Origin of the sequence: Streptomyces sp. NBC_01314, assembly GCF_041435215.1 — a bacterium.
Lineage (GTDB): Bacteria > Actinomycetota > Actinomycetes > Streptomycetales > Streptomycetaceae > Streptomyces.
In genome coordinates this window covers 4,211,695-4,224,970 of sequence record NZ_CP108394.1, presented here as the reverse complement: position 1 = coordinate 4,224,970, position 13,276 = coordinate 4,211,695, and the positions used below count along the sequence as shown (strand labels likewise).

9 protein-coding genes are annotated in these 13,276 nt (G+C 70.1%); 7 read left to right on the top strand and 2 right to left on the bottom strand.

Translation table 11 applies throughout. The features are described from left to right. Positions 1–17: 17 nt before the first annotated feature. Complete coding sequence (locus OG622_RS18475; RefSeq protein WP_371577323.1) at positions 18–416, bottom strand: DUF4307 domain-containing protein; 399 nt, start codon at positions 414–416, stop codon at positions 18–20. 263 nt (positions 417–679) lie between these two features. Between OG622_RS18475 and mca the strand changes: the two genes are divergently transcribed. The 3 genes from mca to OG622_RS18460 are packed head-to-tail and all read left to right on the top strand — an operon-like array spanning position 680 to position 2,997. After that, positions 680–1,531 (top strand): mycothiol conjugate amidase Mca, encoded by an 852-nt coding sequence (gene mca / locus OG622_RS18470; protein WP_371584134.1) that lies wholly within the window; start codon positions 680–682, stop codon positions 1,529–1,531. A gap of 21 nt (positions 1,532–1,552) precedes the next feature. After that, a complete protein-coding gene (locus OG622_RS18465) occupies positions 1,553–1,798 on the top strand; it encodes a hypothetical protein (RefSeq protein WP_371577322.1) in 246 nt (81 codons plus the stop codon). A 59-nt stretch (positions 1,799–1,857) separates the two neighbouring features. Further along, complete coding sequence (locus OG622_RS18460) at positions 1,858–2,997, top strand: Fic family protein (RefSeq protein WP_371577321.1); 1,140 nt, start codon at positions 1,858–1,860, stop codon at positions 2,995–2,997. A 28-nt stretch (positions 2,998–3,025) separates the two neighbouring features. Here the strand turns inward: OG622_RS18460 and OG622_RS18455 are convergent, their stop codons facing one another. Continuing rightward, positions 3,026–6,331, bottom strand: a complete 3,306-nt coding sequence (locus tag OG622_RS18455) for a tetratricopeptide repeat protein (protein ID WP_371577320.1) — start codon at positions 6,329–6,331, stop codon at positions 3,026–3,028. Positions 6,332–6,597: 266 nt separating this feature from the next. Here OG622_RS18455 and OG622_RS18450 point away from each other — a divergent pair, with 266 nt between their 5' ends. The 4 genes from OG622_RS18450 (at position 6,598) to OG622_RS18435 (ending at position 13,208) form a co-directional block, all read left to right on the top strand. Then, positions 6,598–8,646: a thioredoxin domain-containing protein gene (locus tag OG622_RS18450; protein WP_371577318.1), complete on the top strand. Its 2,049-nt coding sequence runs from the start codon at positions 6,598–6,600 to the stop codon at positions 8,644–8,646. A 211-nt stretch (positions 8,647–8,857) separates the two neighbouring features. After that, positions 8,858–10,120: a glycosyltransferase gene (locus tag OG622_RS18445; RefSeq protein ID WP_371577316.1), complete on the top strand. Its 1,263-nt coding sequence runs from the start codon at positions 8,858–8,860 to the stop codon at positions 10,118–10,120. Continuing rightward, a complete protein-coding gene (locus OG622_RS18440; protein ID WP_371577314.1) occupies positions 10,117–11,859 on the top strand; it encodes an ArnT family glycosyltransferase in 1,743 nt (580 codons plus the stop codon). Before OG622_RS18445 ends, OG622_RS18440 begins: the two co-directional genes overlap by 4 nt. Next, positions 11,856–13,208, top strand: coding sequence for a glycosyltransferase (locus OG622_RS18435; RefSeq protein WP_371577313.1), 1,353 nt, complete (start codon positions 11,856–11,858; stop codon positions 13,206–13,208). Before OG622_RS18440 ends, OG622_RS18435 begins: the two co-directional genes overlap by 4 nt. The last annotated feature ends 68 nt before the right edge of the window (positions 13,209–13,276 follow it).

Here is a 13,276-nt window from a genome sequence, read left to right as displayed (position 1 = left end):
GGGCTCGGAGTCGGGGTTCAGCCGGCGTGACAGCCGAGGAGCTCGGCCGTGGTGCCGCGCGAGGTCGTCTTCAGGGTGAAGACCTCGTCGATGTCCGTGGTGGCGGCGGCGAAGCGGAAGTCCGCGCGGCCGACCTCGGCGCCGGACTCGGCCTGGGAGCGCACGGTGCAGTAGCCCTTGACGCCGGCGTCCTTGTCGCCCCTGAGGTGCACCTTCACGGAATTCGCCGAGGTATCGAAGGTGTAGATCTCGACGCTGATCTTGTTACCGGCGACGTAGTGGTAGGCGAACCAGCCGATGAGGACGAGGAGGGCCGCGCCGAGGGCGCTGCCGATGACCTTGAGCCTGCGGTCGGCGCGCTCGTCCGCGGAGCGGCCGTAGCGGCCCTCGGGAAGCCGCGTGCTCGCCGTGCTCATGGTCGTCCTCCCAGAAATCGGAAAGGGGGCGGCGCCGGGAGCGTGCGCCCGGCGGGGGCGTCCCACGCTCTGGACCGGGAATATCCCGCCCCCCGATGCCGTCACTATAGAAGCCCCCCGCCCAGCGCCTGACGGCCACCCCACACGGGTGTCCGAGCGGGACGGCAGTATGGACTCTCCGGATCGCGCCGGGCCGAGTCACCGAAGTTCAGGCCGGGCGCCGAGTTACGAGGGAATGAGTCTTGACTGACCAGCTGCGACTGATGGCCGTGCACGCACACCCCGACGACGAGTCGAGCAAGGGTGCGGCCACCATGGCGAAGTATGTGTTCGAGGGGGTGGACGTGCTGGTCGTGACCTGCACGGGCGGTGAGCGCGGCTCCATCCTCAATCCGAAACTGCAGGGCGACAAGTACATCGAGGAGCACATTCACGAAGTACGCAAGAAGGAGATGGACGAGGCCCGCGAGATCCTCGGCGTCGGGCAGGAGTGGCTGGGCTTCGTCGACTCCGGTCTCCCGGAGGGCGACCCCCTCCCGCCCCTTCCCGACGGCTGCTTCGCCCTGGAGGACGTCGACAAGGCGGCCGGCGAGCTGGTCAGGAAGATCCGCGCGTTCCGTCCCCAGGTGATCACCACCTACGACGAGAACGGCGGGTACCCGCACCCCGACCACATCATGACCCACAAGATCTCGATGGTGGCCTTCGAGGGCGCGACGGACACCGAGAAGTACCCCGAGGCCGAGTACGGCCCGGCGTACGAGCCGCAGAAGCTGTACTACAACCAGGGCTTCAACCGCCCCCGCACCGAGGCGCTGCACAACGCCCTGGTGTCGCGCGGCATGGAGTCCCCGTACGGCGACTGGCTCAAGCGCTGGGACGAGTCCGAGCACAAGGACCGCACCCTGACCACGCACGTGCCCTGCGCCGACTTCTACGAGATCCGTGACAAGGCCCTCGTCGCCCACGCCACGCAGATCGACCCCGACGGTGGTTGGTTCCGGGTGCCGATGGAGATCCAGAAGGAGGTCTGGCCCACCGAGGAGTACGAGCTCGCGAAGTCCCTCGTGGACACCTCGCTCCCCGAGGACGACCTCTTTGCGGGCATCCGCTAGCCCTGGGGGACAATGCCAGACATGAGCGTAAGCCTGGCAGTCACACACCTCGTCCCCCTCGCCGAGGAGCTGGACAAGGACAAGGTCACCCCCGGCGTCCTCGGCTTCATCGTCTTCGCGGTGATGGCTCTGGCCGTCTGGGGCCTGATGAAGTCCATGAACAAGCACATGGGCAAGGTCGACTTCAAGGAGTCGCCGGACGCGGACACCTCCGTCGAGGAGACGGCGACGGAGGCGAGCGGCAAGGCGGCATCGGCGAAGGGCTGAGCGGCGACGCGATGGCTTGACAGCATGATTCCGTGATGCCTTATGGGTATCATGGAGTCATGCTGTATCGCACCCCTGCTCTCACCTCGAAGGACCGCGAGGTGCTGGAAGGCATCGAGAAGATGCGCCACGAGCTGCGTCACCAGGTCCTGCAGACGCCGGTCAAGTGGACGGCGGGGCTGCGCAAAACGCTGACGGCCGATGCCATCGCCGGTTCCAACAGCATCGAGGGGTACAAGGTCGACTCCGCGGATGTCGAGGACCTGATCGACGGTGAGCAGGAAGTCGCCGCGTCAGAGGAGAACAAGGCGGAAACGCTGGCGTACCAGAACGCCATGACGTACGTCCAGTCGCTCCACGACGCGCCTGGCTTCACCCACTCGGTGTGGCTGCTCAACGCCCTGCACTGGATGCTTCAGGGGCAACACCACCCGCGCAAGGTCGTGGGGCAGTTCCGCAGGCGAGGCGTGTGGATCAATGAGCCGGGCGCGCCGCAAGAGGTCGCCTACACGGCGCCCGACGCCGACGTGGTGCCCGACCTCATGGACGAGCTGGTCGTTTGGCTCAACGACGGGGACCTGGACACCCCCATGCTGGTGCGCGCCGCGATGGCCCACCTCAACCTCGTCAAAATCCATCCGTGGGCGGACGGCAACGGCCGTATGTCCCGCTCGTTGCAGACACTGCTGATCGCTCGCGGTGGCACGCTGGCGCCCGAGTTCTCGTCCATCGAGGCGTGGTTGGGCAAGCCGAAGAACACCTGGGAGTACTACAAGGTCCTCGGCCAGGTCGGTGGCCGCGAGTGGACTCCCGACCGCGACACCTCCCCCTGGATCCGCTTCAACCTCCTCGCCTACCACCAGCAGTCCCAGTTCGTGAAGTACCGCATCGACCGTTCCAACCGCTGCTGGATCGACCTCACCGACCACGCGGAACGCCACGGCATCGACGAGCGCCAGATCACCGCCCTCCACGACGCCGCGCTCGCCGGCCGAGTGCGCCGGGCTCGTTACCAGCGCGCCGAGAACCTCAGCAATCAGCAGGCCGTTCGGGACATCCGCGCCCTGAGCGAGGCGGGCCTCCTCGTGGCCGTCGGCAACACGAAGGCGCGGTACTACGTCCCGGGCCCGGACTTTCCCGCGGACGTCCTGGAAGCGGTCCGACGGCCGGTCCGGCTGATGGATCCGTACGAGGACTGAGTCTGCTCGGACCTGGATCCCGTCGCTCCTAGTGGCCCGTCACCGGCACTCCCATCACCTCTCGTGCGTGCCGGTTCGGGACCATGCCCAGGGTCCAGGCTCGCCAGCCGCTCTCCAGGTTCACGCCTCGTTCGAGCAGCAGCTCGTACGCCTCGATGTACTCGGTGAGTTTCTCGTCGCGGAGGGGGTGGGTGGTGCGGGAGAGGTGGGCCAGGTCCTCCTGGGCCACGGCGGTGCCGATCTCGACGCCGCCGGGGGCCGCGTACGGCAGCAGGGTGCACTTCAGGAAGCGGGCCCAGTCCTCGCCGCGGCGGTCGCCGTAGGACGTGAAGAGACGGGTCGCCTCCTCGCAGAGGGCCAGGGCCTGGGGGGTGCGGGTGTTGCCCGCGTCCACCACGGCCAGTTCCAGGCAGGTCCAGGCCTCGCCGTGGGCGACACCGATGCGCTGGAAGTCGGCGCGGGCGTCGACGAGGAGCTGGCGGGCGAAGCCGGAGTTGCGCAACGAGCCGGTCTGGACGGCTCGCTGGTCACGGGTGACGCGGGCCGAGTGGTGGCGGGCACAGGCCAGGCCGTAGACGTCGCGCATGCGGGAGAACATCGTGCGGGAGCGCTCCAGTTCGCGTACCGCGTGGTCGAGGTTGCCGGTCTCCTCCAGGGCCTGCCCCAGGTAGTAGCCGCTCCAGGCCTCGCCGCGGACGTCCTCGTTGTCGCGGTGGCGGGAGAGGGCCTGGCGCAGGCCGTCGACGGCGGCGGAGGGGTCGCCGGCCACGAGGCGGGCGCGGGCGAGCTGGGTCATGGACCAGGCCTGGCCCCGGGCGTCGCGGGTGCGGCCGAACAGGTCCAGGGCGGTGCGGAGTTCGCTCTCCGCGCGCGGCACCTCACCCATGCGCAGCATCAGCTGACCCAGCTGGAAGTACGCCCAGCCCTCACCGTGCAGGGACTCCTGCTGGCGGTGGATGACCAGGGCGCGGGTCAACAGGTCCAGGGAGTCCGCCAGATGGGAGCGGTCGCGTTCCACCGCCGCGAGGGCGTGCATCGTCCACGCGCGGTCCGCCGCCAGCTCGGGGGTCGACTGCATCTGCAGGGCTTCCAGGAGTTTCGCCGCCGCCTCGGTCAGGTTGCCCTGGTGGTGGAGGGTGATGCCCAGGGAGCACAGGGCACGGGCGGCGCCCGCGTCGTGGTTGGTCTCCATGTAGAGGTCGACGACCGAGGCGAGCGTCGTACGGGCCTTGTCCAGCTCGCCCAGCTGACGGGCCGCGATACCCGTACGCCACTGGACCGAGCGGGTCAGCAGGCCCTGGTCCACCGACTGGGCCAGCTCGCTCAGCTCACCGAGACGGTAGAGGTCGCCGCGCAGCAGGCAGTAGTCGCACAGGGCGCCGAGGAGGCTGAGGACCGCCGCCTGGTTCACGCCCTCCGCGTGCCGGAGCGTGGAGGTGATGAAGCTCGTCTCGTCGTCCAGCCAGCGCAGCGCCTCGTCCAGGGAGACGAAGCCGTGCTGCCCGAAGCGGTCCGAGCGGGTCGACATGTTGCCGTCGACCAGGCGCAGGACGGAGTCGGCGAGGTCGGCATAGGTGACGATCAGGCGTTCCTGCGCGGCCGTGCGCTCGCTCGGCTCCTCCTCGTCGAGGAGGCGGGCGTGGGCGAAGGCGCGGACCAGGTCGTGCAGGCGGTAGCGGTTGCCGTGGACGTGGTCGATGAGGCCCGCGCGGGCGAGCGCGGTGAGGTGGCGGTTCGCCTCCGTCTCGTCGGTGGCGAGGAGCGAGGCGGCCGCCGCCGCGCCCAGGGAGGCGCGGCCCGCCAGCGCCAGGCGGCGCAGCAGACGGCGGGAGGGCTCCGACTGGTCGGTGTAGCGGAGCCACAGGGCCCGTTCGACCGGCTCGACGGGGCCGTACGCGCCCAGGTCCGTGGCCAGTCGGTCGGGCGTACGCGGGCCCAGGGAGGAGCCGGCGATGCGCAGGGCCAGGGGGAGGCCGCCGCACAGGTGCCCGATCCGGGCGACGGATTCGGTGTCGTAGGAGACGGACGCCGTGGCCGCGGACGCTCCGGTCGGTTCCCCCGCGGAGACGCCGAGCGGTGAACCCGTCGATGCGCCCGCCGGCGCCCGCGTGGACGCCGCCCCCGCCGACAGCACCGCGCGGTCCTGCGCCGCCGTGCTCAGCAGTTCGTGTGTGCCGTCGCCGTCGAGCGCGTCGACGGGGAGCTGATGGACCCAGGCGGGGAGGTCGGCGGGCAGGGCGAGCGGGGAGCGGGCGGTGACCAGGACGAGGCTGTCGGAGCGTTCGGGGACGAGGACGCGGACCTGCTCGGGGTCGGACGCGTCGTCCAGGACGATCGTCACCGGCAGGGACGTCAGGTGCTGGTGGTACAGCTCGCTGAGCCGTTTGACCTGCTGGTCCTGGGAGGTGCGCTCACGGAAGAGGAGCTGGTCGCGGGGGGCGCCGAGACGATTCAGCAGATGCATCAGCGCGTCCCGGGTGGAGAGCGGGGTCTCCTCCGGGCTGTCGGCGCGCAGATCGACCACGCAGGCGCCGCGGAAGTAGTCCCGCAGCTCGTGGGTCGCGCGGACGGCGAGGGCGGTACGGCCGGAGCCGGGCGCGCCATGCAGCACGACGACCGTCGGCCGGGTCTCGGTCTCGGCGCGGGCCGCCTGCACCCACTGGCGGATCCTCCCCATCTCCGTGCGCCGGCCGGCGAACCGGTCGTCGGCCTCCGGGAGTTGGGCGAACGACTGCTCCAGCACGTTGCGCCGCCGCGCCGCCGCGCTCTTGTCGGCACCGCGCAGCTGGGGCGCCTTCTTCTTCGGCGTGGACGCGGCGAGTACGCGCTGCTGGTCCAGGAACGGCCGTATCCCGCGTACCTCCAGCGCCGTCAGCCACTGCAGCCGCAGCTGCTCGTGGCCGCCGGGCTGGCCCAGGGCGCCCGCGCGGTGGTGGGCCGCGGGCACATGGGAGGCGGTGACCTTCAGGACCGTGGCGACGGCGCTCGCGATGCCGACGATCAGACCGGTGCTGACGGCGGTGCCGGCGTCGACGCCGAAGGAGAGGTCGGCCACGACCGCCGTGCCGGCCGCAACGGCCGCGACCAGCAGAGGAGTTCCGGAGCCCTCCTTGGCGTAGCGCTGGCCGAAGGTGAGGCGGCCGACCTCCGACTCGTCCAGTGCGCGGGTGTACGCCTCGTACTCCTCGGCCGCGTTGCGCGCCATCGTGTCCAGCGCGGCACGGGCGCGGCCCAGCAGCACGACCCCGTCGGTACGGCCGCCCGACCTGCGGACCTCCTCCTCGACCGCCCGGACCAACAGCCCTTCGGCCTCCCCCCGGTGGCTGTCCCGCATCACACGTCCCCCTTCGCCGAAACGGCTGCCTCCGGCAAGTGTGGAGCGATCGGGGCGCGTTAGCGAGAGGGCGATTCCGCTGCGCGGGGCTTGACCGGGCTTGGAGGGTTCGTCGTGGAGAGAGGGGTTGTGCGCCGGGTGAGGGTGCGGGTGCCTCGTGGTTTGTCGCGCCTGCGCGACGGAGCCGCGTTGGACAGCACGCATCCCTTTCGGGGCGCGCCCCGTGCTGAACCGCGATTGCCGGGTACTGGGGAATGATGGTGCCCATGGCGAATCGACTGGCCCACGAGACCTCCCCCTATCTCCTCCAGCACGCCGACAACCCGGTCGACTGGTGGCCCTGGTCGGACGACGTGTTCGAGGAGGCGCGGCGGCGGGGGGTGCCGGTGCTGCTCAGTGTCGGTTATTCGAGTTGCCACTGGTGTCATGTGATGGCGCACGAGTCCTTCGAGGACCGGGAGACCGCCGAGTACCTGAACACACACTTCGTCAGCGTCAAGGTCGACCGGGAGGAGCGGCCGGACGTCGACGCGGTGTACATGGAGGCCGTGCAGGCGGCGACCGGGCAGGGCGGCTGGCCCATGACCGTGTTCCTGACGCCGGAAGGGGAGCCGTTCTACTTCGGGACGTACTTCCCGCCGGCGCCCCGGCACGGGATGCCGTCCTTCCGGCAGGTGCTGGAGGGCGTGCGGGCGGCCTGGACCGACCGGCGGGACGAGGTCGCCGAGGTCGCCGGGAAGATCGTGCGGGATCTGGCCGGGCGGGAGCTGAAGTTCGCGGCGGTCGACGCGCCCGGGGAGGACGAGCTCGCGCAGGCGCTGCTGGGGCTCACCCGGGAGTACGACGCGGCGCGCGGCGGGTTCGGCAGGGCGCCCAAGTTCCCGCCGTCGATGGTGATCGAGTTCCTGCTGCGGCACGCGGCACGCACCGGCTCCGAGGGCGCGCTGCAGATGGCGCGGGACACGTGCGAGCGCATGGCCCGCGGCGGCATCTACGACCAGCTCGGCGGCGGCTTCGCCCGCTACTCCGTCGACCGTGAGTGGGTGGTGCCCCACTTCGAGAAGATGCTGTACGACAACGCCCTGCTCTGCCGCGTCTACGCCCACCTGTGGCGGGCCACCGGTTCCGAACTCGCCCGGCGGGTGGCCCTGGAGACGGCCGACTTCATGGTCCGTGAACTCCGGACGAACGAGGGTGGGTTCGCCTCCGCGCTGGACGCCGACAGTGATGACGGCACCGGTTCCGGGAAGCACGTCGAAGGTGCCTACTACGTCTGGACGCCCGAGCAGCTGACCGAGGTGCTCGGCGAGGAGGACGCCCGGCTCGCCGCGCAGTACTTCGGCGTCACGGAGGAGGGGACGTTCGAGGAGGGGGCATCCGTGCTGCAACTCCCGCAGCACGAGGGCGTGTTCGACGCCGAGAGGATCGAGTCGGTCCGGGAGCGGCTGCATGGGGCGCGTTCGCGCAGGCCCGCCCCCGGCCGGGACGACAAGGTGGTCGCCGCCTGGAACGGGCTCGCCGTCGCCGCGCTCGCCGAGACCGGCGCCTACTTCGACCGCCCCGACCTGGTGGACGCCGCGATCGCCGCCGCCGACCTCCTCGTACGACTGCACCTGGACGAGAAGGCGCGGCTCGCGCGGACCAGCAGGGACGGGCAGGTGGGGGCCAACGCGGGGGTGCTGGAGGACTACGCGGATGTCGCGGAGGGGTTCCTGGCACTGGCCTCGGTCACGGGGGAGGGGGTGTGGCTCGAGTTCGCGGGGTTCCTGCTCGACCATGTGCTCGCGCGGTTCGTCGACGAGGAGTCGGGGGCGCTGTACGACACGGCCGTCGACGCGGAGAAGCTGATCCGGCGGCCGCAGGATCCCACCGACAACGCCACGCCGTCGGGGTGGAGCGCGGCGGCGGGAGCGCTGCTCGGCTATGCCGCGCACACCGGTTCCGAGCCGCATCGGACCGCCGCCGAACGGGCGTTGGGCGTGGTGAAGGCGCTGGGACCGCGTGCGCCGAGGTTCATCGGGTGGGGGCTCGCGACCGCCGAGGCGTTGCTCGACGGGCCGCGCGAGGTGGCGGTCGTCGGGCCGGAGGGGCATCCGGGGACGCGGGAGCTGCACCGGACGGCGCTGCTGGGGACCGCGCCGGGCGCGGTGGTCGCCGTCGGGGCCACGGACAGTGACGAGCTGCCGTTGCTGGCCGACCGTCCGCTCGTCGGCGGTGAACCGACCGCGTATGTCTGCCGCAATTTCACCTGTGACGCTCCCACGACCGATGTCGACCGGTTGCGTACGGCCCTCGGGGTGGCTTCGATCGGCTGAAACTCGCCGGTCAGGGACCGGGGCAAGATCGAACAACTCGCTGGATACGGGCCGGTGTGCGGACACTTCCGACTACATGTTCCCTCGAACGGAAACACGGTTTTTATCGGAAGGGTCCCCAGGGTTCACAGTTTCCCCCTAGTCTCCTCACAGTGACGCGACGGGAGCGATCCCCGTCGCGCCAGGGGGTATTGGTCCGGGGGGATCTAATTTGCTGACGTCTGTCCTCATAGCTGTCGTTTCGCTTGCCCTGTTCTGGATGGCGGCTTTCACCCTGTGGTGGCAGATGCACGCGTGGCGCACGCCCGAAGTGCTCGCCTCCACCCGGTTCAGCAGACCGGACGGCGACGAACATGTCTCGTTCTCACTGCTGTTGCCCGCACGCCATGAACAGGCCGTGCTGGACCACACCATCCAACGACTGCTCGAATCCAGCCACGACGACTTCGAGATCATCGTGATCGTCGGGCACGACGACCCGGAGACCACCGCGGTGGCCCGGACGGCCGAGGAACGCGACCCGCGGGTCCGCGTGGTGGTCGACCACCACGAGAAGAAGAACAAGCCGAAGGCCATGAACACCGCGCTGCCGCACTGCCGCGGCGATGTCGTCGGAGTCTTCGACGCCGAGGACCAGGTCCATCCCGAACTGCTGTCCCACGTCGACCACGCCTTCCGTACGACGGGCGCGGACGTCGTGCAGGGCGGGGTGCAGCTCATCAACTTCCACTCCAGCTGGTACAGCCTGCGCAACTGCCTGGAGTACTTCTTCTGGTTCCGGTCCCGGCTGCATCTGCACGCGCAGAAAGGGTTCATCCCGCTCGGCGGCAACACCGTCTTCGTACGGACCCATGTCCTGCGGGAAGCCGACGGCTGGGACCCCAACTGCCTCGCCGAGGACTGTGACCTGGGTGTACGGCTGTCCAGCGTCGGCAAGAAGGTCGTCGTCGCCTACGACTCGGACATGGTGACCCGGGAGGAGACCCCCGGCAGCCTGATGTCGCTGATGAAGCAGCGCACCCGCTGGAACCAGGGCTTCCTCCAGGTCTACCGGAAGAAGGACTGGAAGCAACTGCCGGGCTTCCGGCAGCGGTTGCTGGCCCGCTACACGCTGATGACGCCGTATCTCCAGGCCTTCTCCGGGGTGGTCATCCCGCTCAACGTGGCCGTCGCGCTCTTCCTCGACGTCCCCGTCGGCGTCGCCTTCATCACCTTCCTGCCGGCCGTCACCGCCCTCGTCACCTTCGTGTTCGAGGTGGTCGGACTGCACGACTTCGGCAAGCAGTACGGCCTCCGTATCCGGTTCGCCCACTACGTCAAGCTGGTCGTGGGCGGCCCCTTCTACCAGGTGCTCCTCGCCTTCGCCGCCGTACGCGCGGTGTGGCGTGAGCAGCGCGGTCGCAACGACTGGGAGTTGACCAGTCACGTCGGCGCACATCTCGCGAACGTGAACCGAGAGGACGTTCCTGCGTGACCTCCACACTTCCCGCGGCGACCAAGACCGAAGTCAAGGTCCCCGCGCAGAGGACAGCTGCGCCCACAGTCGGTTCGACCGGTCGAACGACTGCTTCCGCTTCCACTTCGCCTCCGCCGAACCGGCTGCGGGACTCGCGCTCCGACCTGATCCTCTGCGGTCTCCTCCTCGTCGCGATCATGATCGTGCAGGGGTGGAACATCGCCGACTACCCGACCCTCAGCGACGACGAGGGCACCTATCTCGCGCAGGCCTGGGCCGTGCAGGAGGGCAAAGGGCTCGCGCACTACACCTACTGGTACGACCACCCGCCCTTCGGCTGGCTCCAGCTCGCCGTACTGACCTGGATCCCCGCCCAGCTCGCCCCCGAGTCGATGACCGTCGGCTCGATGCGCGTGGTGATGCTGGGGATCAGCGCGATCAGCGCCGTCCTCGTCTACGTCCTCGGCCGCCGCCTCTCGCTGCCCCGCTGGGCCGCAGGCCTCGGCATGGCCCTCTTCGGACTGTCCCCGCTGTCGGTGGTGCTCCAGCGGGAGATCTTCCTCGACAACATCGCGGTGATGTGGACACTGCTCGCGTTCTGCCTCGCCGCCTCACCGAGCCGTCACCTCTGGCACCACTTCGGCGCGGGGCTGGCCGCCGCCGCGGCCGTGCTCACCAAGGAGACGATGTTCCTCGTCCTGCCCGCCGTGCTGCTCACCATGTGGCGGCACAGCCACCGGGACACCCGGAAGTTCGCCATCACCGGCGCCGTCACCGCCTGCACCCTGATCGGCGCCTCGTACCCGCTGTTCGCCCTGCTCAAGGGCGAGTTGCTGCCCGGCGCCGGCCATGTGTCGCTGTGGGACGGCATCGTCTACCAGATGAGCCGCCCCGGCTCCGGCTTCATCCTCACCGAGGGCACGGGCTCGTACAACGTCCTGCAGTCCTGGCTGTACTACGACCGCGTCCTGCCCCTCGGCGGACTCGCCGGCGCGCTGCTGCTCCTGGTCACCTGGCGCTGGTCGGTGACCGCGCGAGCCCTCGCCGGACCCGCGCTCGCCGTCGCGATCCTCGCCGGAATGGCCCTGCGCCCCGGCTATCTGCCCGCGATGTACGTCCTCCAGGCCCTGCCCTTCCTCGCCCTCGTCCTCGCCGGCGGCACGGCGAGCGTCGCCCACGGCGTCCTGCGCAGATGGCGCGACACGGCCGAGAACCTGGCCCTGACCTGGGCGCGCCGCACGGTCGCCGTCGCCCTCGCCGCCACCGCGGCGGTCTACGTCGTCCCCCGCTGGTACGACGGCAACCACACCGCGATGACGTTCAACGCCAACGCGCCCTACCAGAAAGCCGCCGAGTGGCTCGGCCGTGAGGTCGACGACCCCGCGGGCACCCGTGTCCTCGTGGACGACGCGCTCTGGCTCGACCTCGTCCACGAGGGGTACAGGCCAGGCCTCGGCGTCATCTGGTTCTACAAGGCCGACCTCGACCCGGCGGTGACGAAGACGATGCCGCGCGGCTGGCGCGACCTCGACTACGTGGTCGCCTCCCCGACCGTGCGGCGCGACGCGGTCGACCTGCCCAACGTCAAGGGCGCGATGGAGAACTCGACACCGGTCGCCACCTTCGGCACCGGCGAGGACCGGATCGAGATCCGCAGGATCGAGGCCGCCGGCGGCCACGAACGAGCGCGCGAGACCGAGGCGGCCGGCGACGACGACCGAATCCGCGATACCGAGGCCGCTGGAGGCGACCGATGAACAGCGGAAGGCATGAGTCCACCGCCCCCGAAGAGCTGGGCGACCCAGCCGTGCACGGTGCCACGGCGAGTGAGCGGAAGGGGCGCGCCGGAGGCGAGAGGGCGAACGCGCGGAGGCCCGACGGGCCGAGCACGATCGCCCTCCCGCCACCGGCCCTCGCGCCCCTCGGGCGAACCGAGCCCGCGAACACGGTTCCCGAGCCCGGGGCCGTCACCATCGTCGTACCCACCTTCAACGAGTCCGCGAACGTACGGGAGTTGCTGCACCAGATCACGCTGACGGTGCCCGGGCGGCTGCCCTGCGAGGTCGTCTTCGTGGACGACTCCACCGACGACACCCCCGAGGTGATCAACGAGGCCGCGCGGGACTGCCCGTTCCCGGTGACCGTGCTGCACCGCGACAAACCGGTCGGCGGACTCGGCGGCGCGGTCGTCGAGGGCATCAAGGCGGCAACGTCCGACTGGATCGTCGTCATGGACGGAGACCTGCAGCATCCGCCCTCGCTGGTACCGGAGCTGGTGGCGACCGGGGAGCGGTCGTCAGCGGGTCTGGTGGTCGCCTCCCGCTACATCAAGGGCGGCAGCCGGGCCGGGCTCGCGGGCAGCTACCGTGTGGCCGTCTCACGCGGGGCGACCTGGCTCACCAAGTCCCTCTTCCCGCGCCGACTGCATGGCATCAGCGACCCGATGAGCGGCTTCTTCGCGATCCGCCGCAGCGTGGTCACCGCCGAGATCCTCCAGCCGCTCGGCTACAAGATCCTCCTCGAACTCGCCGTGCGCAGCCGCCCGCGCCAGGTCACGGAGGTGCCGTTCGTGTTCCAGGACCGGTACGCCGGCGAGTCCAAGTCCACCGCGCAGGAGGGCTTCAGGTTCCTGCGCCACCTCGTCGGGCTGCGCACCGCCTCACCGCTGGCCCGCATGACGGTCTTCGGCCTGATCGGCGTCACCGGCTTCCTGCCGAACCTCGCGGGCCTGTACGCGCTCACCTCGGCCGGCATGCACTACGTCCCCGCCGAGATCCTCGCCAACCAGCTCGGGGTGGTCTGGAACTTCTTCCTCATCGAGCACCTGTGCTTCCGCGAGCGGCGCAGGCACCGCAAGGGATGGGACCGCATCGGGCGGTTCGCGTTGCTCGCCAACGCCGACCTGGTGTTGCGCATCCCGCTCATCGCCCTGTTCATCGGCAGGTTCGGGATGGGGGCGCTGTCCGCGACCGCGCTCGCCCTGGTGACGACGTTCGTACTGCGCTTCGTGGGGACCGAGGCGCTGGTCTATCTGCCGCGAAAGACGTCTCGCCGTGGGGAGCACGGCGAGCAGGAGCAGGTCGAGCCGGCAAGGAGAGCCGTGTGAAGAGCCACCTCAAGAGCAGCTTGAAGAGCAGCTTGAAGAGCAGATTGCAAAGCCGCTTGAAGAGCAGC

Excerpts from the sequence above, each read along its gene's own strand:
- OG622_RS18455 (WP_371577320.1), bottom strand. The coding sequence starts at position 6,331 with ATGCGGGACAGCCACCGGGGGGAGGCCGAAGGGCTGTTGGTCCGGGCG.
- OG622_RS18435 (WP_371577313.1), top strand. The coding sequence starts at position 11,856 with ATGAACAGCGGAAGGCATGAGTCCACCGCCCCCGAAGAGCTGGGCGAC.
- mca (WP_371584134.1), top strand. The coding sequence starts at position 680 with ATGGCCGTGCACGCACACCCCGACGACGAGTCGAGCAAGGGTGCGGCC.
- OG622_RS18450 (WP_371577318.1), top strand. The coding sequence starts at position 6,598 with ATGGCGAATCGACTGGCCCACGAGACCTCCCCCTATCTCCTCCAGCAC.
- OG622_RS18465 (WP_371577322.1), top strand. The coding sequence starts at position 1,553 with ATGAGCGTAAGCCTGGCAGTCACACACCTCGTCCCCCTCGCCGAGGAG.
- OG622_RS18460 (WP_371577321.1), top strand. The coding sequence starts at position 1,858 with ATGCTGTATCGCACCCCTGCTCTCACCTCGAAGGACCGCGAGGTGCTG.
- OG622_RS18475 (WP_371577323.1), bottom strand. The coding sequence starts at position 416 with ATGAGCACGGCGAGCACGCGGCTTCCCGAGGGCCGCTACGGCCGCTCC.